Source organism: Nonomuraea sp. NPDC003707 (genome assembly GCF_053587055.1).
Genome location: NZ_JBSFNK010000030.1, coordinates 21,889 through 43,530 on the forward strand (window position 1 = coordinate 21,889; position 21,642 = coordinate 43,530).

Below are 21,642 nucleotides of genomic sequence, written 5' to 3' on the forward strand. Positions count from 1 at the left end.
TCACAAGCGGCGTCGTTAGCCGTCTTTCCATCTCATCCGCCATGAGGAGGCTGATTCCACCTCGCAGATGAGTACTGCGTTTCCGGGCCGCGGCGCCACAAGCCCGGTGTGCGCCGACGACCGGCTATGGGTCCAGGCCGCACGAGCATGGCGGGTCTGCCCAGTGCAGGGCGATGTACGGCTCGGCCTGGCCGAAGTAGCGCACCCGTTCGCGGGTGATGCGGTAGCGGGCGCACGTCTCGGGCTCGTCCGGTGAGAGGCGCGGCACGGGGACGGTCAGGATGCCGATGTCCTGGTCGACGTGGGTGAGGAGACCGTGGCAGGGTCCGCCGAGGCAGATGGCGTTGCAGTCGTGGCGGCCGTCGGGCGGGAGCTCGTTCATGCGGGGTGGGCGTGGGTCTCGGCGGCCTTGACCGAGGCCCAGATCTGCCGGCCAGGGGTCAGGTCGAGGTCGGCGACGGCGGGCGGGAAGGCGACGAACGCGGGCCCGTAGAACCGTTCGGAGGTGTGCGGCAGCAGCCCGGCCGGCGGCAGCACCAGGAAGGCCAGGCCCGCCGGCGCGGGCACGACCAGCATCCACGGCAGCCGCCCGGAGACCTCGCGACCCGCGACCGGACGCCCGGGGAGACCGGCACGCGGAGCCGCGATACGCCCAGCGAACCCACCGCCCGAACCCGCCGAACGCCCGGTGAGCCCGCCGCGCGGGCTCACCGGGTCGAGTTGCTCCGATGCCGAGGAGCTCATCCAGGATCAGGGGGCCTCGAAGCCGGCCTTGGTCAGCACGTCCTTGCCCTGCTGCGACACCACCAGGTCCACGAACTGCTTGGCCAGGTCACCCGCGGGAGCCTTGGCCAGGGTGGCGATCGGGTAGTCGTTGATCGCCTTGTCGGCCTCGGGGAACTCGATGCCCTGCACCTTGCCCGCCGACGCGATCACGTCGGTCTTGTAGACCAGCGCCGCGTCCACCTCGCCCAGCTCGACCTTGGTCAGCGTGGCCTTGACGTCCTGCTCCAGCGTCACCGGCTTGACCTTGAGCCCGGCCGCGTCCAGCGCCTTGATCGCCGCCGCCCCGCACGGCACCTGCTCGGCGCACAGGGCCACCTTCACCTTGCTGTCGGCCAGATCCTTCAGCTCGTCCACCTTGGCCGGATTGTCCTTCGGCACGGCGATCTCCAGCTTGTTGCGCACGAACGTGGTCGGCGAACTCGCCAGCGACGCGTCGGTCACCGTCTTCATCGTGGCCGGGCTCGCCGCGGCGAACACGTCCGCCGGAGCCCCTTGGGTGATCTGCTGGGCCAGCGTCGCGCTGGAGCCGAAGTTGAACTTCACCGTCGTACCCGGGTGCGCGGCCTCGAAGGTCTTGCCGAGCTCGGTGAACGTCCCGGTCAGCGACGCCGCCGCGAACACCGTCACCTCCTTGGCCCCGCCACCGGCGGCCGGGGCCGACGAGGCCCCGGCCGTGGACGTGGCCGGTCCGCCGGAGCCGCAGCCGGCCAGGCCCGCCAGCGCGAATGCGACGGGCAGGGCGATCGCCCATCGGGAAAGACGCCTGAACTCCACAGGGGGCTCCTCACAAGTAACTGGCCACGCGCTCGTGACCGGGAATCTCCACGACGACGTTGGTGGACTTGATCACGGCGACCGCGACCATCCCCACCTCCAGGCCCAGCTCGTCCGCGGCCTGGCGGCTCATCAGCGACACCACCCGGAACGGCCCGGCGGCGATCTCCACCTGCGCCATCACCGCATCGCGGATCACCTCGGTCACGATCCCGCGAAAGCGGTTACGCGCCGAGGAGCGGCTGCCGTCGCCGCTCTCCTCGATCTGCGAGCGGGCGAAGGCGGCCAGGTCGGCTCCGTTCACCTGCCGATGACCGTGCTCGTCCCGCTCGGCCCCCAGCCGACCCGCGTCCACCCACCGGCGGACCGTGTCGGAGCTGACCCCGAGCAGCGCCGCGGCCTCGCTGATCCGAAACGTCGTCACAAGCTCTCACGATACCTTCCGCACATTCGAGCCTGAATACCCAGCTTCCGCCGCACCAGCGGCATGATCTACGGTTCTGCCATGGCATCCACGAGATCGGAGAGCACCCTCGTGAGTATCGGTTCCCCCCGCTGCCGGGCCGTCGCGTCCGCGCTCGCCACCGTCCTGCTGGCCACGCTCACGCCCACCGCCCCGGCCACGGCCGCGACCGCCGCCGGCCCCGCCTCCGTCCGGCAGGCCGCCGCCGGGACGGTCAAGGTGCGCGGCCAGGTCAACCGTCCGCGCTCGTTCACCATGGCGCGGCTGCGCGGCCTGCCGCAGCACACCGTCCGCGTGCGCTACCAGACCTCCCACGGCGCGGAGAAGCACACCTTCACCGGCCCGCTGCTGTCCGACGTCCTCCAGCTGACCGAGCCGCGCATCGACCCCGACGTCAAGAACGCGCAGCTACGCCTGGTCGTCACCGCCACCGGCTCCGACGGCTACCGCGCCGCCCTGGCCTGGGCCGACCTCGACCCGGCCTTCTCCGGCAAGAAGGTGCTGCTCGCCGTCACCCAGGACGGCGCGAAACTGGACGAGGAAGGCCCGCGCCTGGTCGTGCCCGGCGACGTCAAGGGCGGCCGCTACGTCAGCGGCGTCGTACGCCTCCACGTCTGCGACACGGACGCACTCGACCCCGCCTGACCGGCCCCCCGCCCGACCGGAGGGCGGAACACCCATGTCACGACGACTGCTGCGATGGGCCGGTCTGCTGCTGGCCACCGCGCGCTGACGCGAAGGCCGCCGGTCAGGCGCCGCCCGGCTCGGCGGTCCGCTCCCACAACGACTTCATCTCGGCGAACCCCTGCTCCATGATCCCCACCATGGCCTCCCGGGCACGCTCGCCGTCGCGCCGCTGGATCGCCTGGGCGACGTCGGTGTGCAGCTGCAGCGCCTCCTCGTCCGGGTAGTGAGGCATCAGGTGGTAGTGGTGCCGGCCGGCCAACACCTCGGCGACGATCAGCTGCAGCTTCGCGAACATCTCGTTGCCGGAGGCGGCCAGCACCCGCCGGTGGAAGTCGATGTCCAGGTCGAGGAAGCGGGCCTCGTCGCCCGCCTTCCCGGCGGCCCACATCTTGGCCGCGAGCCCGACCAGCTCGCTCGCCTCGTCGTGGTCGACCCGCCCGGCGGCCAGCCAGGCGGCGTACGGCTCGATCGCGGTCCGCAGCTCGGTGATCGAGCGCAGTTGCGCCATCCGCCCCTCCGAGGCGAGCCGCCAGCGGATCACCTGCGGATCGAAGACGCTCCACACCCCGGGAGGCTGGATCATGATCCCGACCCGGCGCCGGGTCTCGATGAGCCCCATGGACGCGAGCACCCGCAGCACCTCGCGGATCACCGAGCGGGAGACCTGGTAACGGTCGACCAGGTCTTCGATGCTCAGGACCGAGCCGGCGGCCACGTCGCCGCTGCAGATGGCGGTGCCGAGGTGGTCGAGGACCCGTGCGTGCAACCCAGCCTCCGCAAGGGCGGGCCGAGTGGGGGCGGCCCCCGGGGAGGACTGATTCACGGCATAGAACATATCAGTTGAAGGCTGACTCTTGAATAAGTCAGCTTTTTTGGCCTAGCATCCCGGCATTAAGCAGATGTTACGAGCATGTGGCGCTCTTCCGGGGGGCGGCGACCATGACAGGAAGGCGGGATTGACGTGCGACGTCGAGCGATATTCGGTACATCTCTGGCCGTGGTGGCCGCCATGGGGCTGTCCGCCTGTGGCAGTGGCGGTGACGGCGGCGGGTCCAAGACGGTCCGGATCACCCTGGCCAACCACGTGTGGACCGACAACATCAAGAAGGCCCTGCCCGAGTTCGAGAAGCAGACCGGGCTCAAGGCCGAGATCACCCAGCTCGGTGAGGACCAGCTCTCCGACCAGTACAACGTCAAGCTGAACGCGGGCTCGTCCGACATCGACGTGATGATGTACCGCCCCCTGCAGGAGGGCAGGCTCTTCGCCAAGAACAAGTACCTGGCCGACCTGTCGGACCAGGTGAAGGCCAACAAGGACTGGGACTTCAGCGACTTCCAGGCCGGCCCCGTGGAGGCCACCACGTACGAGGGCAAGCCGGTCGGCGTCCCCATCATCACCGAGCAGGAGGTCCTCTACTACCGCAAGGACCTGCTGTCCAAGGCCGGCCTGAGCGCCCCGCCGAAGACCCTCGACGAGCTCAAGGCCGCCGCCGCCAAGATCAAGGCATCCGAGCCGGACATGGCCGGGTTCGTCGCCCGTACCGGCAAGTCGCCGGCGGTCACCCAGTTCTCCAGCTTCCTGTACAGCTTCGGCGGCGACTTCGTCGACGGCAGCGGCAAGGCCGCGGTCGGCAGCGAGGCGGCCAAGCAGGCGTACGCCTACTACGGCGGGCTGATCAAGGACTCCGGCCCGGCGAACGTCAGCACCGACATGGGCTGGCCCGAGGCGATGGCCATCTTCACCCAGGGCAAGGCCGCCTTCTACACCGAGGCCAACTCGCTCTACAAGAACGCCACCGACCCGGCCAAGTCCAAGGTCTCGGACAACGTCGGCTTCGCGCCGTTCCCGGCCGGCCCTGGCGGTTCGAAGCCGTACAACATCCCGTCGTGGGCGCTGGGCGTCAACTCCAGCTCGGAGAACACCGCCAACGCCTGGAAGTTCATCGAGTGGGCCACCGGCAAGGCGCAGACGCTCGCCCAGCAGAAGTCCGGCGTGCCCGGCGCCCGCACCTCCGTGTGGGCCAACCCGGAGGGCACCTCGACCTTCCCGAAGGACCTGGTGGAGGCCATCGCGGCCAGCACCAAGGACGGGGTGGGTCATGACCGGCCGCTGGTCGTGAAGGTCGCCGAGTCCCGCGAGATCGTGGGCCAGCCGATCGTCGACGCGATCACCGGCAAGGACGCCGCGGCGGCCGCCGACACGGCCAACGCCGCGTTCCAGAAGTTCCTGGACGACGAGGCCAAGTAAGCGGCACCCGCCGACCCCTGGAGTCCCCATGGCAACGATCACCACACCGACCACCAAGGCGCCGCGCGGCGCCCCCGCCGCCCCCGGCACGCCCGGCTGGCTGCGCTGGATGGACGCCCACCGCAAATGGCTCTTCGCCGCGCCCGCGATGGTCTTCGTCGCCGCGCTGCTCGTGTTCCCCCTGGCCTGGACCGGCTACCTCAGCCTGACCGACGCCGAGGGATCCGTCCGCGCGGAGAGCGAGTTCGTGGGCCTGCGGAACTACCTCGACGTCCTGACGGACACCGAGCGGTTCTGGCCCGCGGTCGGGCGGACCGCCACGTTCACCGCCGTCGCGCTGCTGTTCGAGGTGGTCCTCGGGATGGCGATCGCGCTGCTGCTCTGGCGGCCGTTCAAGGGGCAGCGGTGGGTCCGGGTCGCCATCCTCATGCCGCTCGTGGCCACTCCGGTCGCGGTCGGCATGATGTGGCGGCTCATCTTCGACCCGAACATCGGCATGGCCAACCAGCTCCTCGGCTGGTTCGGCATCGGGCCGCAGCCGTGGCTGGCCGGTCAGCACACGGCCCTGGCCACCACGATCTTCATCGACGTGTGGCAGTGGACGCCGATGGTGGTGCTGATCCTGCTCGCCGGGCTCACCTCGCTGTCGGACGAGCCGCAGGAGGCGGCGCACATCGACGGCGCCAGCACCTGGCAGCGGTTCCGGCACGTCACCCTGCCGCTGCTGATGCCCACGCTGACGGTGGCGATCCTGCTGCGCGGCATCGACGCGCTCAAGACCTTCGACGTCCTCTACGCCACGAAGGGCCGCGGCGGCGGTTCGTTCCATGAGGTCGAGACGCTGAACGTGTACGCCTACGGCCTCAGCTTCGACTACAACGAGTACGGCGTCTCCTCCACCGTCCTCATCCTCTTCTTCCTGATCATCATCGGGGCCATGTGGGCCCTGACCGCCCGGCGCAAGGAGGCGCAGCGATGAAGGCCCGGCCCGCGTATCAGGTGTTCCGGGTGGTGGCGCTCACCATCGTGGTGCTCTCCCTGGTCGCGCCGCTGCTCTGGATGGTCTCCGCGTCGTTCAAGACCAACGTCGACATCTACGACCCGGGCAAGGCGCTGGCCTTCTCGCCCACCATCGACAACTACGCCAAGGTGCTCCAGCAGGCGAACTACGTCGAGTTCATCGTCAACAGCCTCTGGGTGGCCTTCGCCGCCACGGTGGCCTCGCTGATCCTCGGCGTGCCGGCCGCGTACTCGATGAGCCGGTTCAACATGAAGAAGTCCGCGCTGGTGGTGCTGATGGCCCGGGTCATCCCCGGCGTCTCGCTGCTGGTGCCCTGGTACTACGTCTTCTCCAACCTGAAGATGGTCGGCGGCTTCGGGGTGCTGATCATCAGCCACATGTTCGTCGCGCTGCCGCTGGTGGTCTACATCATGATGGGCTACTTCGACAGCCTGCCCGAGGAGCTGGAGGAGGCGGCGCTGGTGGACGGGCTGACCCACGTCGGCGCGTTCCGGCGCATCACCCTGCCGCTGGCGGTGCCGGGCATCGCCACCGCCGGGATCCTGTCCTTCATCTTCTCCTGGAACAACTTCATGTTCGCGCTCGTGCTCTCCGACGCCGACACCAAGACCCTGCCCGTGGCGATCTTCGACTTCGTCGGGTACGCCAGCATCGACTGGGGCGGCCTGATGGCCGCGGCCACCGTGGTCACCGTGCCGATCATGGTGATCGCTCTGTTCGTGCAGAAGTACGTGGTCTCCGGCCTCACCGCCGGCGCGACGAAGGGCTGACCGGCATGACGACCATCGCGCGCGTGGAGACCTTCCTCGTCGCCCCCCGCTGGCTCTTCGTCCGGGTGGAGACCGACTCCGGGATCATCGGCTGGGGCGAGGCCACCTGCGAGGGGCGCTCCGAGACCGTCCGCACCGCCGTCGACCAGCTCGCGGAGCTGCTGGTCGGCCGGGACGCGCTACGCATCGAGGACCACTGGCAGGTGTTGACCAAGGGCTCGTTCTACCGGGGCGGCCCGATCCTGGCCAGTGCCGTGGCGGGCCTCGACCAGGCCCTCTGGGACATCGCCGGCAAGCACTTCGGCGCCCCCGTGCACCAGCTGCTCGGCGGTCCGGTCCGGGACCGGATCCGGGTGTACGGCTGGGTCGGCGGCGACGAGCCCAGCGAGGTCCGCGATCACATCGCCGCCCAGCTCGAGGCCGGGCTCACCGCGGTGAAGATGAACGCCTCCGGCGCGATGAGCCCGGTCGCCTCGGTCGCCGAGCTGGACGGCGTGGTCGCCCGGGTGGCCGCCGCCCGCGAGGTGCTCGGCGACCACCGCGACGTGGCCGTCGACTTCCACGGGCGCTTCACCCTGGCCAACGCCCGCCGGGTGGCGCCGCTGCTGGAGCCGTACCGGCCGCTGTTCCTGGAGGAGCCGGTCGTCCCGGAGAACTCGCACCTCATCGGCGAGTTCGTCCGTTCGACGACCACCCCGGTCTCGACCGGGGAGCGGCTCTACAGCCGGCAGGAGTTCCTGCCGGTCTTCCAGGCCGGCATCGCGGTCGCGCAGCCGGACCTCTCGCACGCCGGCGGCATCACCGAGGTCCGCAAGATCGCCACCCTCGCCGAGGTGTACGACGTGCAGCTCGCCCCGCACTGCCCGCTCGGCCCGATCGCCCTCGCGGCCTGCCTTCAGGTCGGCTTCGCCACCCCGAACTACCTGATCCAGGAGCAGAGCATCGGCATCCACTACAACCGTGGTGCCGAGGTGCTCGACTACTGCCTCGACAAGACCCCGCTGACCTTCGTGAACGGATACGTCGAGCGGCTCACCGCACCCGGCCTGGGCATCGAGATCGACGATCAGGCGGTCCGCGCCGCCGACAAGAAGGGACACGCCTGGCGCAGCCCTGTCTGGCGGCACCGGGACGGCTCGTACGCGGAATGGTGACCATGACCCCCGACCGCACCGCCGACGTGAGAAAGGCACCCGCGTGAAGATCATCGCAGCGGACGTCATCGTGACCAGCCCCGACCGCAACTTCGTCACCCTCAAGATCACGACGGACGAGGGGATCACCGGGCTGGGCGACGGCACCCTCAACGGGCGTGAGCTGGCGGTCGCGTCGTACCTGGCCGACCACGTCGTCCCGTTGCTGATCGGGCGGGACCCGCATCGCATCGAGGACACCTGGCAGTTCCTCTACCGCTCGGCGTACTGGCGGCGCGGGCCCGTCACCATGGCCGCCATCGCGGCCGTGGACGTGGCGCTGTGGGACATCAAGGCCAAGGCCGCCGGGATGCCGCTCTACCAGCTGCTCGGCGGCGCCTCCCGAACCGGGATCATGGCGTACGGGCACGCGTCGGGCCGGGACCTGCCGGAGCTGTTCGACTCGATCCGGCGGCACCTGGAGATGGGGTACCGGTCGCTGCGGGTGCAGACGTCCGTACCGGGCATCAACGCCGTGTACGGAGTGGCCGCCCAGCCCAGCGTCGAGGGCAAGCGGTACGACTACGAGCCGGCCCAGCGCACCGCGCTGCCCGCCGAAGAGGACTGGGACACCCGCGCCTACCTGCGCCACCTGCCCGGCGTCTTCGAGGCGGTGCGCAACGAGTTCGGCCCCGAGCTGCCGCTGCTGCACGACGGGCACCACCGGATGACCCCCATCCAGGCCGCCAAGCTCGGCAAGGCCCTCGAGCCGTACGACCTGTTCTGGCTGGAGGACTGCACCCCGGCGGAGAACCAGGAGGCGCTGCGCCTGGTCCGTCAGCACACGACCACCCCGCTGGCCATCGGGGAGATCTTCAACACCGTGTGGGACTACCAGACCCTGATCCGCGAGCAGCTCATCGACTACGTCCGCTCCGCCGTCACCCACACCGGCGGGATCACGGCCATGCGCAAGCTGCTCGACTACGCCGCCCAGTACCAGATCAAGTCCGGCATCCACGGCCCGACCGACATCTCGCCGGTCGGCATGGCCGCCGCCCTGCACCTGGACCTGGCGATCCACAACTTCGGCATCCAGGAGTACATGCAGCACGGCCAGGCGACCAACGAGGTGTTCCGGCAGTCGTTCAGCTTCAGCGACGGCTACCTGCACCCCGGGGAGCTGCCGGGGCTCGGCGTGGATCTCGACGAGGAGGCCGCGGCGCGGTTCCCGTACCAGCCGGCTTACCTGCCGTTCAACCGGCTCAAGGACGGCACCGTCCATGACTGGTGAGCAGCGGCGCACCCGGCACATCGTGGTCATGGGTGTGTCGGGCGCGGGCAAGACGACCGTGGCCCGCAGGATCAGCGAGCTGACCGGGCTGCGGTTCGCCGAGGCGGACGAGTTCCACCCGGAGGCGAACGTGGCGCGGATGCGCGCCGGCATCCCGCTGGACGACGCGGACCGCTGGCCGTGGCTGCGTGACCTGGCCGCCTGGATGGCCGCCCGGCACGCGGAGGGCGTCTCCACCGTGCTGGCGTGCTCGGCGCTCAAGCGCTCCTACCGGGACGTGCTGCGGCAGGGCCCGCCGGAGGTGGAGTTCGTCCTCCTGGACGGGCTGGCGACGCTGATCCGGGACCGGTTGACCCGCCGTACCGACCACTACATGTCGCCCGGCCTGTTCGACTCGCAGCGGGCGATCCTGGAGCACCTCGGCCCTGAGGAGTCCGGGATGGTGCTGGAGGTGGCGCTGTCGCCGGACGAGCTGGCGGCGGCGGTGGCGACCCGGCTCGGCCTGCCGACGGCCACCCGCCCGACTTCAGGGTGAAGAGCAGGTCATTACTCCTTCGGTTTGAAGTAGTGCGCGACCATGTAGGCAGTGACCTTCTTGCCGATTTTCGCGCCTTCGACGTCGGCCGTTCGGGTATGGATTCCGCCCCAGATGCGTGCTTCGATGACCTCGGCGAGCGCCTGCGAGAAACTGCGGAAATACCTGGTGGTACCCGAGGCGGCGCTGTATCCGCTGAAGGGGATGTCGTTGCGGCCGAAGAAATACGCCAACGCCGACATGCTGGCCGCTGTGAAGCAGGTATGTCCGGATGTGTAGTCGGGGTGCGGTGGTGTAACGAGCAATGGCGTCCAGTCGGGATCGGCCGCCGTTCCCGGATTTCCGTCGGTGTCGGCCAGGCGGATCGCGGTGACGGGCCGCCAGAAGTTCCACGCTGCCTTCTCGTTGTAGCAAGCGATCGTGGCGTCGGCTTCGGCCAGGTCGACCATCGCGAACATCCGCGCCGTCTGCAACGTGTTCAGTTGCCGCTTCGTCGCCAGCTGGCGCTTGATCTCCCATTCGGCCAGGTGCCGGTCGTGCCACCAGATCGCGGCTTGTGTCTGGTCGGACGTCCTGACCGTGCTGGTCGCCGAGCCGATGGTCTTGACCTCGTTGAAGTCCCGGGCGTACCGGTGACTGGTTAGCGATGGCGGGCCGGACGTGCGGAACATGGAGGCGCTGCGGATAAGGAACGGTTTGAGGTCACCGACCCAGGCTCCGTCGGAGGCGAACGTGGGTGGCGCCGGCCGCCATTGACCGGGCTGGGTGCCCACAGTCCAGGTCTGGTTTCCGAACGCTCCGTCGTTCTGCCGTGCGGCGTTCATCGCAGAGGCCGCCTGAGTGCCCACGGTGATTCCGCGCTGCTTGGCGGTACCGTCGGGGATCGCGGCCAGCGCCTCGTCGTACTGCGTCTTCAGCCTCGCTTGCTGTTCTGGGAACAGAGCGTTCAGCACAAGGAAGCCCGCGGCCGCGACGGCCGCGTCCGTCGACTCGGTCCCGTCGGCAGGCGGCGCGATCAGATACGGCTGATAGGGAGTGCCGGCGATCGCGTTCACGGCGTCGTAAACGGCTCCGTGCACCATTGCGAAGCTGCGCGCCTGGACCTGTGGTTGCTGGCCAGCGATGTCCCATATCGCCGTCTGGGCGTTTCTGTCCCAGGTGATGACGGCATTGGGAGGCGCGTTCGAAGTCGACGCGTTCGCGAACGACGAGCCGAGTCCGATCGGCGACCCGACAGCGATGACTCCGGCGACGGATAAGCTGACGGCCTTGCGCGGAAGGACGCCTGCCCATCCGGCGGAACGTAATTTGACCATGATGGGAAATTACTCCGACCGCCACCGATCGAGCCAGCGCGCGAACAACTGCCACGTCGGCAACCAGGCCGACGACACTGGGGCCCGTTCGGCGAAAGCGCAATGCGGTGCGAACCTTCCTGACACCGCGGGAATGCGCCACCGCCATGCGGGGTGTCTCGCCGGCGGCCGTTCCGGGAGCACGGCGCCGCCATGATGTTCCTCGCCGGGTGACCAGATCGACGGCGGCAAGCGCCCGCAGATCCCACATCAGCTCCTGGTGCACGTCATTCTGCACGTCGGCCATCACGTGGGCAAGGACACGACATACAGCGGATCGCCTTGCTCCGGCTACCAACCAAAACGGCCGGACGATCCAGGTCCGGCCGTTTCGTCATAAGCGGAGCGTTTCTCGGCATCCGACCAGATGGTCCCGCTGGGCGGCGTCGCGGGTCAGTCGCGGGTCAGGAGATCGCCTTGTCGTAGGCGGCGGCTCCTCGAACCCGTCCCCACCTGCTAGACCTTCCCGTGGGCGGTGCACGTCTCGCCCACGTTCCTGACCGTGATGCACGCGGCCCAGGGGGCACCCCAGTCGCCGACGGTTGGAGTGTCCTCGTTCCCACCGGTCCATGTGATGTTCACGAGCGCCGTGATGCTACCGGTTCCGCTCCTGAGGTAGACCTGATCGCCATCCACTACGTTTTGGATCTGCCCGTGGTAGCCCCTCCTGGTTCCGCTCGTCCCGTCACACCACCACAGGTAGACGATCCTGCCCGCCGACCATTTCGCCCCTACTGGCTGCTTGCACGGCGGTACCGCCTGCGCGGCAGATGGGACCGCCGTGAGCAGGATGCCGCCGGCCAGCACCGACATAGCAATTGCTGCGAGCCTCTGACCCATCGACATAACTCCTTCGCCCTAGTGCTCTGCCTCGCGGGGAATCGGAGCGGATCCGACATGATTGAGTGTCGATCAGCCCTTTCGGGCGTTCCAGGGCATTGACCGGACACTTGGCGGCCATTCCCGTCCCCACCTATCGAAGGAGCGCCCCCGGGAGCCCGGTTGTGGCGGTCGGACCCTCCGGGGGTGCGTCCGCTCTGCGCGGTCTCCTCGTTCGCGCGTCGAGCACCCGGTGCGGCCCGGCTTCCTCGCCGTTGAGGGGCAGCACGAGGCCGGGCCGCACCGCTGGCCGCCGTCGACCGTCCCGCAAACGACCGTTTCACTTTTCGCTGTGATGACAGGTAACGCATTCGTCACCATGGGTCCCGCTCGTACCGTTTTGGAAGCACTCTGGACGTATGTCGAAGACGACGGCGGGGGTGAAGCGCGCGCCCGGTTCGCGGCTGTGGCGCGGCATGGCGATCACCGCGATCGTGGTGCCGGCGGCCTCACTCGCGGCGAGGCCGGTCTGGTTCTTCGCCGACCCACTACACCTTCCGGCCGAGGTACTGGAGGTACTGGATCAAAGGGCCAGCGTGATCGGTATGCTCACCGGCATGGCGGTCGGCGTAGCCGGGCTGGTACGAAGGCCCCAACGCTGAGGAGCCGGCAGTGCTCGGCGCGATCTCCGCTCCAGTGCTGGTGTTGCACGGATCCGACACCATGCCCTTCTACCACGCCAGCGCGGCACGTGGCCGACCACATCCCCAACGCACAGGTGCCCGAGATCCCCGGCGCTTCGTTGAGTTGGCGACAGTGACGGTGGAGTTGCGAGCATCGACGGTGAGATCGAACTGCGCACGGGCCACCACCGCCCTGCTCAACCCGGCTCGCCGAGCCGGGCTTCCAGTCCGGCGATCATGCGCCGCTCCGCCGGCCGGCTACGACGGTTTGAAGCGCCTGGGCGTCTGCGGTCTCCGATTCGGGTTCGTCCTCCCGCGGCCTGCGGTCAGGCAGGAAGAACGCGAGTACCAGGGCTGCGAGGGCGACCACGGACAGGCCCGCGAAGAAGGGAACCGGTGAGCCGCTCGGCGAACAGCGCGCCGACCGCGGCTGTGGCGACGGTCGCGCCGATCTCACAGAAGAGGTTGCCGGCGGAGGCGCAGCAGGGCGACCCCTCGCCTCTCAGGTGCGGCGTAGCTCGAACGCCCGCACCGCCCCCTCGGCCGTCGGCCGCAGCGCGAACCGGACACCGCCGTCGCCGGGGTATTCGTGCCGGTGGTCGAAGCCGCCCTCATAGATCTCCGCCGGGACGCCTGCGGGGAAGGCCTCGCAGTAGGGGACGTACCGGCCGGCCGCCTGCGAATCAACCCGTTGCCGGAGCCTGGCGCACGCGTCGCAGATCGCGGGCCGCCGCCGCGTCACAGCGCCGCCTCGTAGTCCTCGGCCGCCGACTCGCCGGTGTACATGGAGTCGTACTCGACGAGCCCGCCGTCGGCCCGCCGCACCAGGACCGGTCCCAGCCCGGCGTACGTGGTGCCGGGGTCGCCCGTCTCGACGTACTCCACCGTGGTGATCGTGAAGAACCACCCGTACGGCCGCTCCACCGTCACCGCGTCGTGCACGACCAGCCCCTCCCCCACCGCGCTCAGTTCCTCCGCGATGTACGCGCGCACGATCTGCTCGGCCTCCTCCTTGCCGATCATGATGGTGATCCGTCCTTTCTCAGCGGGTCTGGAAGAAGTCGTACTCGCGGTACTTGCCCTCCATGGGGTGCCGGTCCATGTACACCCGCTGGTGCTGGCCGTCCGCGTAGTAGATGTGGCCGTTGACGTTGAGGACGTTGCACACGTGCCCGATGCCGGAGCCGCTGTAGCCGATCACCACGCCGCGTGATCCCGGCCCCTCGTTCTGCAAGATCTTCTCTACCTTCTTGAGATTGCTGAGCCGCAGGTGCTTCTCGATCGCCCGCCTGCCCATCGTGGTGCGGATGACCGGGACCGGCGCGGCATTCAGTGGCCCGGCCACGGCCGGCTTGCCGCGCAGGATGTCGTCGATGGCCAGGCTGGTCTCCGGACAGTTCCTGTTGTGCCCGGTCGGGTTGACCTTGTTGATGATCGCGAGCAGGTCACCGAACCTGATCTCCCTGGAGCCGAGGTCGTCGATGAACTTCCGCAACTCCCCGTACGCCTTCCGCATGGCCTCCTTGTGCTCCTCGCTGAGCGGCTGGGAGGCTTTGTCGTAGTCCTCCACCCGTTGCGGGCGCAGTCCGGCAAGGGGCACCTTGGTCCGGCGCTCGACATTGACCTTGCCGAAGTCGTCGTGGTCGGAGATCGGCGGCTCGTACCCCTTCGTCCCACTCTGACCGGCGGCACCGGTGCCCTTGAGGTCGTCCGGCTCCAGGTCGAAGTCATAGAGCAGGATCTCGCTGATGAAGCCGATGCCGGTGCTGGTGTCCTCCCTCTCGCGGAAGGCCATCCAGTCGTCCATCTCCGCCGCGCCCTTGAACTTGTACCAAGGCGTCCGGCCGGCGTCGGCCAGGCCGTGACGGCGGACGAACGCCTGGGCGTTGTCGATGGCGTCCTGGAACGCGTCCGCGTCCTGGTTGCGGTCGGCGGCCGTGTACTGGTGGGCGAGATGGTCGGCCTCCCGCATGACGTCTTTCCAGTGGCGCCGGTCGGCCTGGGAGTCGTACAGGTTCTCGGCCTGGTAGGCGGCCTCCTGCGACTGGCCGCTCTGGCCGCTCTGGCCCAGGGGCCGAGACGTCTGTGCCATTGACTGCTGCTCGCCGCTCGGGCCGGCCAGGCCGTTCTGGCGGGCGGCCCAGACGATGCCGTCGCGTACGTACGGGGAACGCGCCTGGAACGTATCCAGCAGCCACTGGGTCCCGTCGCGGCCCCAGGTGTTCGCCATGCGCTGGAGGATCTTGCCTGCCTGGCGTTCGGCGTCCTCGTCCCGATAGCGGGATTCGCTCATCCGCCCGTCCATGGCCCGCAGCGCCCACAGGTCCGGATCCGCTTCCGGGTCGTCGGAGGGACCGCGCCTGCGGGCATAGACCTCTTCGCGGGAGCGCGTCGTCAGCGCGGTGTCCTGTGTCCGGTGTGCCTGCGTGCTGTGCAGCCGATCGATCAGCTCACCGACCGCCCTGGCCAGGGGACGCGGGGTCGCCGAGGTCCTGTACTCGGTGAACGCCTCCGCGATCAGGTCGCGGGGGGTGGTGGCGCCGTACGTGGACAGGCGGGACTCGACGGCGGTCACGGTCTCTTGGTCGTGCACTCCTGTGACGTCGTACGGGCGGCCCAGCGCGGCCGAGACGGTGGCGTCCAGGGCGGTGCGCGCATCGGGGTCGCTGATGATGCGGTCGGCGATGTGCTCGCCCACCTCGTGGTAGAGCACACCGCGCACCGACCCACCGCCCGGCACCGTCCACCCGGTCGCCTCCTCCACCCGCCCGGCCTCCACCTGGTCGGCCATGGCGACAGGGTTCAGGTGGATGCCCCGCTCACCGCCGTCCATGACCGCGTAGGCCACCAGGTCCGGCTGAGTGACGAAGTTCCCGTGCGGGTCCGTGGTGCTGACGGCGCCGAGGGCGCGCGTCAGGTCCGGGTAGTCACGGGCCAGCTCACGTAACGCCTGATCAATGTCACTCGCCGCCTCCGGCCCGATCCCCTCGAGCCTCGGTACGGACGGGGCGCCCGCCCCACTGAGCGCCAGAGCCAACGCCTCTTTGGACGGCACCAACCCCCCGCCCTCGACATCCACCCCGGGCCCTGTCACGTTCGGGGCGCCAGAGGCCGTCGGCACAGAGGCGGCAGCGGCCGGGGCGGTCGGCCCGGCCCCCGCCGCGGCCGGGGTGGTGGGCCCACCCGTCCCGGCGACCGGGGTGCCGGCAGCCGTGCCGATCGGGCTGGTCTGTGCCGATGAGCCACCTGGCGCACCAACGGCCGCCGACTGGCCGCTCGATCCCGCCCCTTGCGATGCCGCACCGGCCTGCCCCGTCCCACCGGACGAGGTGCCCGGTGCCGATCCTTGCGGTGCCGTACCCGCCTGCGCCGTCCCCCCCGGCGCGGTGCCCGATGGCGCACCCTGCGACGCCGCGCCGGCCTGCGCGGTCCCGCCGGACGCGGTGCTCTGTGCTGATCCTTGTGGTGTCGCGCCTGCCTGGGTGGCGCCGCTGGAGGTGGTGCTCGGTGGCGCTCCGGTAGGTGCGCTTCCGGCCTGGGCCGACGCGCTGGGGGCCGACGCGCTGGGGGCCGACGCGCTGGGGGCCGACGCGCTGGGGGCCGACGCGGTGGGGGCCGACGCGGTGGGGGCCGACGCGGTGGGGGCGCCGGCCGGTGTCGGGGTGGGGCCGCTGCGCTGGGGGGTGCCTGTCGAACCGGTCCCGTGTGCGTCGCCGGCCGGGGTGGGCGGGGTGGTGGTCATCGGGGTGACCCCGCCGGCCCCGTGGGTGGCGGTGTTCTGGGTGCTCCCGACGTGGCCGGAGCCGGCGGTGGGTGCCGAGGGCGAGGGGGTGGGGTCTTGGGCGCGGACGGTGGAGTCCGCGCGGGCGAGGGCCGTTGACGGGTTGGCGAGGGCGGAGAGGACGTCGGTGCTGAGAGGGCTGATGGTGCCCACTCGGCCGGCGCCGGCCGCCATACTGCCCACCAGCCCCTCCATCGTGGGGAGTTGCCAGGTGCCGTACACGACGCCGTTGGAGATCATCCCGGCGGGGGCCGAGACGACCGCGTTGGTGGCGGCCGCGCTCGCGGCCTTGGTGGGGTACCGCATGAGGACGTTCGCCAGCCCACCGGCGTCCCCGGCCGCGGTGTCGAGGTGGCGCAGGCCGGGGAGGCCGGAGACGTACTTGGAGACCGCGGGCGCGACCCGGGACGCCAGCAAGGCGCCGGTCGCGTCTCCGAGGACGTTCGCGGCCGTCATGCGGGTGTCCCAGCTCGTACGCGTCCCGAGGTCCATCTGCCGGCGCTGGGCGAGCCCGTCCATGAGCAGGCCCTCGCCCACCTCCTCCGGCAGTTCGCGCAGCATGTGGCTGGTGACCGCCCTGGCCAGCAGCCCCTGGCCGAGTTTTCGCCCGCCGAACTGGGCCGTCTGGACGGCGGCGAGCTTCGGCGCGAGGGTCGTGAGCCCGCGCCCGGCCCCCGCCGCCCGTTCCAGCGAGCCGAACACCTGGTTGAGGAAGGTACGCAGCCGCTGCGCGTACGCGGCGAGCAGCGGTGTGGTCGCGCCCGCGGTGAGGAAGCTCGCCGTGACCCCGACGGCGGCCGCGCTGACCGTGATCCAGTAGCCGACGTTGATGGACAGCTTGCCGTACTGCGTGGCGCGCGCGAAGGAGTCCTGCTGCAGCGCGTACGCCCGAGCGGCCTGCGCCATCCCCGCCAGCCCCGTCTCCCCCGACGCGAGCTCGTCGGCGTGCTCGCGGAAGGCGTCGGCCGACGCGCCCGACCACCCGTCGAGCATCGTGGCCCGCGAACTCACGTCCTGCCCGGCCAGCGCCGCCCGCGACAGGTCGTCGAAGGCCACCGCCAGCTCCGCCAGGCCTTTCTCGCTGCCCTCCGGCCACATCTGCCCGGCCGCCACCAGCGAGATCAGGACGTCCACCCACTCGGGCGCGCCCTCTCCCCAGGCCGGCGTGACGTCGGTCGCGTAGCCGCCGCTGCCGATCGTGTCGTCGCCACCGCCCGGCGGGCTGGTGACCGGTGTGCTGCGGTTGTGCTCCGCCCCCGCGTGGACGCTCACACCCGGTCGCCCCTCGGCGCGGAGGCGGCCTCGCTCGTGGTCTCCACGGTCTGCCGTACACCCTCGCCGGTGGCCTCGTGGTCTCTCATGAGCTGTCCGGCCCAGGCGATGAGAGTGTCGGGCCCTCCTTCGGCCGAGTACGCCCGGTAGAACTCCTGCCCGGCCGAGTCGCCACCCCAGGGGGCGGCGGCGTTCAGCCGTTCGATGCGGGCGCCGGCGTCGCGCAGAGCGTCACCGAGTCCGGCGGCGTGGCCCTGCCAGCCCTTGAGCCCGGCCTCGACCTGAGACCGCTCCATGCGTACGTGCTCGGCCATCCGCTACCCGATCTCGCGCAGCCGGTCGTCCAGGTGCCCCAGCACGCTGTCGAGGTCGCCATCCAGGTGGGCCCGCATCTGCTCCGGCGGGACGAGGGGCGCGAACATCCGCACGATCTCCTCCTGGGCCATCGCCGCGGCCTGCTGCACGGTGGCGGTGATGAGGCCGGCCAGCCTGCCGCTGTCCCGCAGGCGGGAGACCCGGGGGTCGAGCTCGAGCCGGATCAGGTCACCGCGGGCGCCCACGGTGGCGGTGACGAGGCCGTCGGGCGAGCTGTGGGTGACCTGCAGGGCTCGGGCGCGTTGGTGCAGTTCCAGGGATTGATCCTGCAGTCGCAAGAAATTGTCACGCAATTGGTTCGCGTATTCATGCAACTGGTCAGCGTTCATTTCTCGCACCGTAATGGGGGAAAGTCGGCTCCTAGCCCCATTTCAGGATTCGTCGAAGTGACCCGGCCCGCGCGGTCAGAGGAGCTCGGCCACGGTCTCCGTCCTGCTGTGCGCTGCCCTGGGTACGGGAGACCGCCTCGGAGCGCTGAGCGGCCCGCGGCTGGGATAATTGCCGGCATGTGCGAAGCCGGGGGCTTTTGATGCGGTTCGGCGTGTTGGGTCCGGTTGAGGCGCGCCTGCCCGACGGGGGCCCGGTGGCGGTGGGCGGCCCGCAGGTGCGGTCGCTGCTGGCGATGCTGTTGCTGGAGGCCGGTCGCCCGGTGAGCGTCGGGCGGCTGGCCGCCGGCCTGTACGGCGAGGACGCGCCCGCCGACGTGGCGCACGCGCTGCAGTCGCAGGTCTCCCGGCTCCGGCGAGGACTGCGTGACGGGGCGGCCGTGGAGTTCGGACCGGCGGGCTACCGGCTCGCGGTCGACCTCGACGCGGTGGACGCGCACCGGTTCGCCCGGCTGGCCGGGCAGGGCAGGCAGGCGCTGGCCGGCGGGGACCCGGCGGGCGCCGCGATGGTGCTGGGTCAGGCGCTGGACCTGTGGCGCGGGCCGGCGCTCGCCGACGTGCTGGACGCGCCGTTCGCCGAGGCGGCGGCCGCCCGGCTGCTGGAGGAGCGGCTGGCGGCGGTGGAGGACCGGGCCGAGGCCGCGCTCGCGCTGGGCGAGCACCACGCGGTGGCCGCGGAGCTGACGGAGCTGGTGGAGGCGCACCCGTTGCGGGAGCGGGCGCGGGCGCTGCTGATGCGGGCCCTGTACGCCGGTGGCCGGCAGGCGGAGGCGCTCGCCGCGTACGAGCAGGCCCGCCGGTTCCTGGGCGACGAGCTGGGGGTCGATCCGTCCGCCGAGCTGGCCGAGGCGCACCTGGCCATCCTGCGCGCCCAACCCGCGGCAGCCCCCGCGCTCCGGCGGCTGCCGGCCCAGCTCACCAGCTTCGTCGGAAGGGCGGAGGAGCTGCGCGAGCTCGCGGCGCTGCCGGCCGGATCACGGCTGGTCACGCTGACCGGTCCGGGTGGCACCGGCAAGACGCGGCTGGCGGTGGAGGCGAGCGGCCGGGTGTCCGGGGAGGTGTGCTTCGTCGACCTGTCCGCGTTGAGCGACGGGGCGCAGGTGGCGCCGGCCGTGGCCGCCGCGCTGGGCCTGCGCGAGTCGGGACCGCCGGAGGATCGGCTCGTCGCGGCGCTGGCCGACCGGCCGGTGCTGGTGATTCTGGACAACTGCGAGCAAGTCGTCGCGAGCGCGGCCGGGCTCGCGCACCGGCTGCTGGCCGCCTGCCCCGCGCTGCGGATCCTGGCCACCAGCCGGGAGGCGCTCGGCATCACCGGTGAGGTCCTCTTCCCGGTCGGGCAGCTGGCCGTGCCCGCACCCGATGCCGCGCTCGCCGAGGCGCTGGCCTGCCCGGCGGTGCGGCTGTTCGCCGACCGGGCCGCCGCCGTACGGCACGGGTTCGTCGTGGACGCCGCCACGATCGGCGCGGTGCGGCGGATCTGCGCCGCCCTTGACGGGCTGCCGCTGGCCATCGAACTGGCGGCGGCCCGGCTGCGCTCGTTCACCCTGGACGAGGTGGACGCGCGGCTGGCCGACCGGTTCCGGCTGCTGTCGCGCGGCGAGCGCACCGCGGCGCCCCGGCATCAGACGCTGCGCGCGGTGGTCGACTGGAGCTGGGGGTTGCTCGACCCGGATGAGCAGGCGCTCGCGCGCCGGCTCACCGTGTTCGCGGGCGGCGTCACCCTGGCGGACGCGGAGCGGGTCTGCGGCCTGGACGGGCCGGCCGGGTCCGACGACGTGGCGGCCGTGCTGGCCGGCCTGGTGGACAAGTCGCTCGTCGAGGCACACGACGGCCGCTACCGAATGCTGGAGACGGTGCGCGAGTACTGCGCGGAGCGGCTCGCCGAGACCGGGGAGCGGGAGGAATGCCTGCGGGCGCACGCGGAGTGCTTCACCGCGCTGGCCGAAGCCGCCGACCACCACCTGCGGGGGCCCGGCCAGCTGGATCGGCTCGCGCGGCTGGACGCCGAGCACGGCAACCTGCTGGCCGCACTGGGCTGGGCCGTCACCGCCGACCCGCCGCTGGCCGCGCGGCTGATCGCGGCCCTTTCCTGGTTCTGGTGGCTGCGCGGCCTGCGCGGCGAGGCCGCCCCGCTCGCCGCCCGGCTGCTGGGCGAACACGCTCCCGGTGCGGAGAAAGTCGAGGAGTACGCGTGCTGCGTCGTGACCGCCGCCGCGACCGGCAACTCCACCGACGCCGGCCTGCGCGACCACCTGGACCGCGCCGCCGCCGGCCTCGCCGCGCACGACCGGCCACTGCGCCGGCCCCACGTCGTGTTCCTGCTCTCGATGGCCGGACGCCTGCTCGACGTCGACCCCGCGCTTCAGCACCGGCTGTTCGACACCGACCCGTGGTCGCAGGCGTTCCTGCGCATGGGCGACGGACTGCGGCTGCTGCTCGGCGGGCGGACCTCCGCGGCCGAGGACGCGCTCACCGCCGCGCTGGCCGGTTTCCGCACGTCGGGCGACCGCTGGGCGATCGCGAACTCGCTGGACAAGCTCGCCGGGATCGCGGCCTGGCGCGGTGAGCGGGCCCGCGCGGTCGCCTGGATGGACGAGGCCATCACGCTCATCGAGGAGCTCGGCCGTACAGAGGACGCCGCGGACCTCCTCACCCGCCGCGCCGACCTGCTGGCCCAGGACGGTGACCTCGCCGCCGCCGGGACCGGCTACGGGCGCGCCGCCGAGGTCGCCCGCGCCGTCGGCGCACCGGACCTGCTCGCCGACGCCCGCCGTGGCCTCGCCGACCTCGCCCGCCGATCCGGCGAGCCCGACCAGGCCCGGCAGTTGTACGAGGCGGCGCTGGCCGACTGCGGGGACGCCTCGATCACCGGGAGCCGGATCCGTGCCCGCATCCTCACCGGACTCGGCTGGGCCGCCACCATGGACGGGGACGCCGCGCAGGCCCGCGCCCACCACCGCGCCGCGCTCGAGACGGCCGTGCGCAGCGGCAACCTGCCCGCCGCCGCGGACGCGGTGGACGGCCTCGCCGGGGCCGCGCTGCTGACCGGTGACGCGGAGCGGGCCGGGACGCTCATCGGCGCGGCGGCGTCCCTGCGTGGGGCGGAGCTGGTCGCCGACCGCGACGTGGACGAGACGGCCGCCGAGGCCGAACGCGCGCTCGGCCCCGGCCGGTACGCCGAAGCACGTCGCCGGGGCCGCGCGCTGAGCGCCGAGGAGGTGCTCGACCTGGCCGGTAAGTGACGGTGAGCGCTTGGTGAG

General features: G+C 71.1%; 21 protein-coding genes. 9 read left to right on the top strand and 12 right to left on the bottom strand.

The window, feature by feature from the left end:
• Positions 1-124: 124 nt before the first annotated feature.
• The 4 genes from ACWDRB_RS48840 to ACWDRB_RS48855 are packed head-to-tail and all read right to left on the bottom strand — an operon-like array spanning position 125 to position 1,984.
• Positions 125-382: a hypothetical protein gene (locus ACWDRB_RS48840; protein WP_449906275.1), complete on the bottom strand. Its 258-nt coding sequence runs from the start codon at positions 380-382 to the stop codon at positions 125-127.
• The gene (locus tag ACWDRB_RS48845) at positions 379-744 is read right to left on the bottom strand and encodes a hypothetical protein (protein WP_449906278.1); all 366 of its coding nucleotides are present in this window, start codon (positions 742-744) and stop codon (positions 379-381) included. The genes ACWDRB_RS48840 and ACWDRB_RS48845 overlap by 4 nt, the downstream gene beginning before the upstream one ends.
• Positions 745-750: 6 nt before the next feature.
• Entirely contained in the window at positions 751-1,560 is an 810-nt protein-coding gene (gene modA / locus ACWDRB_RS48850) for a molybdate ABC transporter substrate-binding protein (protein WP_449906281.1), read from the bottom strand.
• 10 nt (positions 1,561-1,570) lie between these two features.
• Positions 1,571-1,984 carry a TOBE domain-containing protein gene (locus ACWDRB_RS48855; protein WP_449906284.1) on the bottom strand — a complete coding sequence of 138 codons (414 nt, stop codon included), beginning with the start codon at positions 1,982-1,984 and terminating at the stop codon, positions 1,571-1,573.
• 111 nt (positions 1,985-2,095) lie between these two features.
• Between ACWDRB_RS48855 and ACWDRB_RS48860 the strand changes: the two genes are divergently transcribed.
• The gene (locus ACWDRB_RS48860; protein ID WP_449906287.1) at positions 2,096-2,668 is read left to right on the top strand and encodes a molybdopterin-dependent oxidoreductase; all 573 of its coding nucleotides are present in this window, start codon (positions 2,096-2,098) and stop codon (positions 2,666-2,668) included.
• Between the two features lie 103 nt (positions 2,669-2,771).
• Here the strand turns inward: ACWDRB_RS48860 and ACWDRB_RS48865 are convergent, their stop codons facing one another.
• Positions 2,772-3,476, bottom strand: coding sequence for a FadR/GntR family transcriptional regulator (locus ACWDRB_RS48865; protein ID WP_350735496.1), 705 nt, complete (start codon positions 3,474-3,476; stop codon positions 2,772-2,774).
• A 231-nt stretch (positions 3,477-3,707) separates the two neighbouring features.
• Here ACWDRB_RS48865 and ACWDRB_RS48870 point away from each other — a divergent pair, with 231 nt between their 5' ends.
• The 6 genes from ACWDRB_RS48870 to ACWDRB_RS48895 are packed head-to-tail and all read left to right on the top strand — an operon-like array spanning position 3,708 to position 9,711.
• Entirely contained in the window at positions 3,708-4,958 is a 1,251-nt protein-coding gene (locus tag ACWDRB_RS48870; protein WP_449906292.1) for an ABC transporter substrate-binding protein, read from the top strand.
• Positions 4,959-4,986: 28 nt separating this feature from the next.
• The gene (locus ACWDRB_RS48875) at positions 4,987-5,937 is read left to right on the top strand and encodes a carbohydrate ABC transporter permease (protein WP_449906294.1); all 951 of its coding nucleotides are present in this window, start codon (positions 4,987-4,989) and stop codon (positions 5,935-5,937) included.
• Positions 5,934-6,749: a carbohydrate ABC transporter permease gene (locus tag ACWDRB_RS48880; protein ID WP_449906297.1), complete on the top strand. Its 816-nt coding sequence runs from the start codon at positions 5,934-5,936 to the stop codon at positions 6,747-6,749. The genes ACWDRB_RS48875 and ACWDRB_RS48880 overlap by 4 nt, the downstream gene beginning before the upstream one ends.
• A gap of 5 nt (positions 6,750-6,754) precedes the next feature.
• A complete protein-coding gene (dgoD, locus tag ACWDRB_RS48885; RefSeq protein WP_449906300.1) occupies positions 6,755-7,903 on the top strand; it encodes a galactonate dehydratase in 1,149 nt (382 codons plus the stop codon).
• A gap of 43 nt (positions 7,904-7,946) precedes the next feature.
• Positions 7,947-9,176 carry a D-mannonate dehydratase ManD gene (gene manD, locus ACWDRB_RS48890; RefSeq protein WP_363975308.1) on the top strand — a complete coding sequence of 410 codons (1,230 nt, stop codon included), beginning with the start codon at positions 7,947-7,949 and terminating at the stop codon, positions 9,174-9,176.
• Entirely contained in the window at positions 9,166-9,711 is a 546-nt protein-coding gene (locus ACWDRB_RS48895) for a gluconokinase (RefSeq protein ID WP_449906303.1), read from the top strand. Before manD ends, ACWDRB_RS48895 begins: the two co-directional genes overlap by 11 nt.
• Before the next feature lie 11 nt (positions 9,712-9,722).
• Here the strand turns inward: ACWDRB_RS48895 and ACWDRB_RS48900 are convergent, their stop codons facing one another.
• Both ACWDRB_RS48900 and ACWDRB_RS48905 read right to left on the bottom strand, forming a co-directional pair.
• Complete coding sequence (locus ACWDRB_RS48900) at positions 9,723-11,027, bottom strand: phosphatase PAP2 family protein (RefSeq protein WP_449906306.1); 1,305 nt, start codon at positions 11,025-11,027, stop codon at positions 9,723-9,725.
• Between the two features lie 495 nt (positions 11,028-11,522).
• Positions 11,523-11,906, bottom strand: coding sequence for a hypothetical protein (locus tag ACWDRB_RS48905; RefSeq protein ID WP_449906309.1), 384 nt, complete (start codon positions 11,904-11,906; stop codon positions 11,523-11,525).
• 398 nt (positions 11,907-12,304) lie between these two features.
• Here ACWDRB_RS48905 and ACWDRB_RS48910 point away from each other — a divergent pair, with 398 nt between their 5' ends.
• Positions 12,305-12,547, top strand: a complete 243-nt coding sequence (locus tag ACWDRB_RS48910) for a hypothetical protein (protein WP_449906312.1) — start codon at positions 12,305-12,307, stop codon at positions 12,545-12,547.
• Positions 12,548-13,070: 523 nt separating this feature from the next.
• Here ACWDRB_RS48910 and ACWDRB_RS48915 read toward each other — a convergent pair.
• From ACWDRB_RS48915 to ACWDRB_RS48935, 5 genes are read right to left on the bottom strand one after another with little or no spacing between them, the layout of a single operon-like run.
• On the bottom strand, positions 13,071-13,310 hold the full coding sequence (locus ACWDRB_RS48915; protein ID WP_449906315.1) for a hypothetical protein: 240 nt from the start codon (positions 13,308-13,310) through the stop codon (positions 13,071-13,073).
• On the bottom strand, positions 13,307-13,591 hold the full coding sequence (locus tag ACWDRB_RS48920) for a YrhB domain-containing protein (RefSeq protein WP_449906318.1): 285 nt from the start codon (positions 13,589-13,591) through the stop codon (positions 13,307-13,309). The genes ACWDRB_RS48915 and ACWDRB_RS48920 overlap by 4 nt, the downstream gene beginning before the upstream one ends.
• Before the next feature lie 19 nt (positions 13,592-13,610).
• Entirely contained in the window at positions 13,611-17,621 is a 4,011-nt protein-coding gene (locus tag ACWDRB_RS48925) for a toxin glutamine deamidase domain-containing protein (RefSeq protein WP_449906321.1), read from the bottom strand.
• Positions 17,618-17,917, bottom strand: coding sequence for a hypothetical protein (locus tag ACWDRB_RS48930; protein ID WP_449906324.1), 300 nt, complete (start codon positions 17,915-17,917; stop codon positions 17,618-17,620). Before ACWDRB_RS48930 ends, ACWDRB_RS48925 begins: the two co-directional genes overlap by 4 nt.
• Before the next feature lie 21 nt (positions 17,918-17,938).
• Positions 17,939-18,325, bottom strand: coding sequence for a YbaB/EbfC family nucleoid-associated protein (locus ACWDRB_RS48935; RefSeq protein ID WP_364257937.1), 387 nt, complete (start codon positions 18,323-18,325; stop codon positions 17,939-17,941).
• Positions 18,326-18,537: 212 nt separating this feature from the next.
• On the opposite strand from ACWDRB_RS48935, the gene ACWDRB_RS48940 reads away from it, so the two are divergent.
• On the top strand, positions 18,538-21,624 hold the full coding sequence (locus ACWDRB_RS48940; RefSeq protein ID WP_449906328.1) for a BTAD domain-containing putative transcriptional regulator: 3,087 nt from the start codon (positions 18,538-18,540) through the stop codon (positions 21,622-21,624).
• The last annotated feature ends 18 nt before the right edge of the window (positions 21,625-21,642 follow it).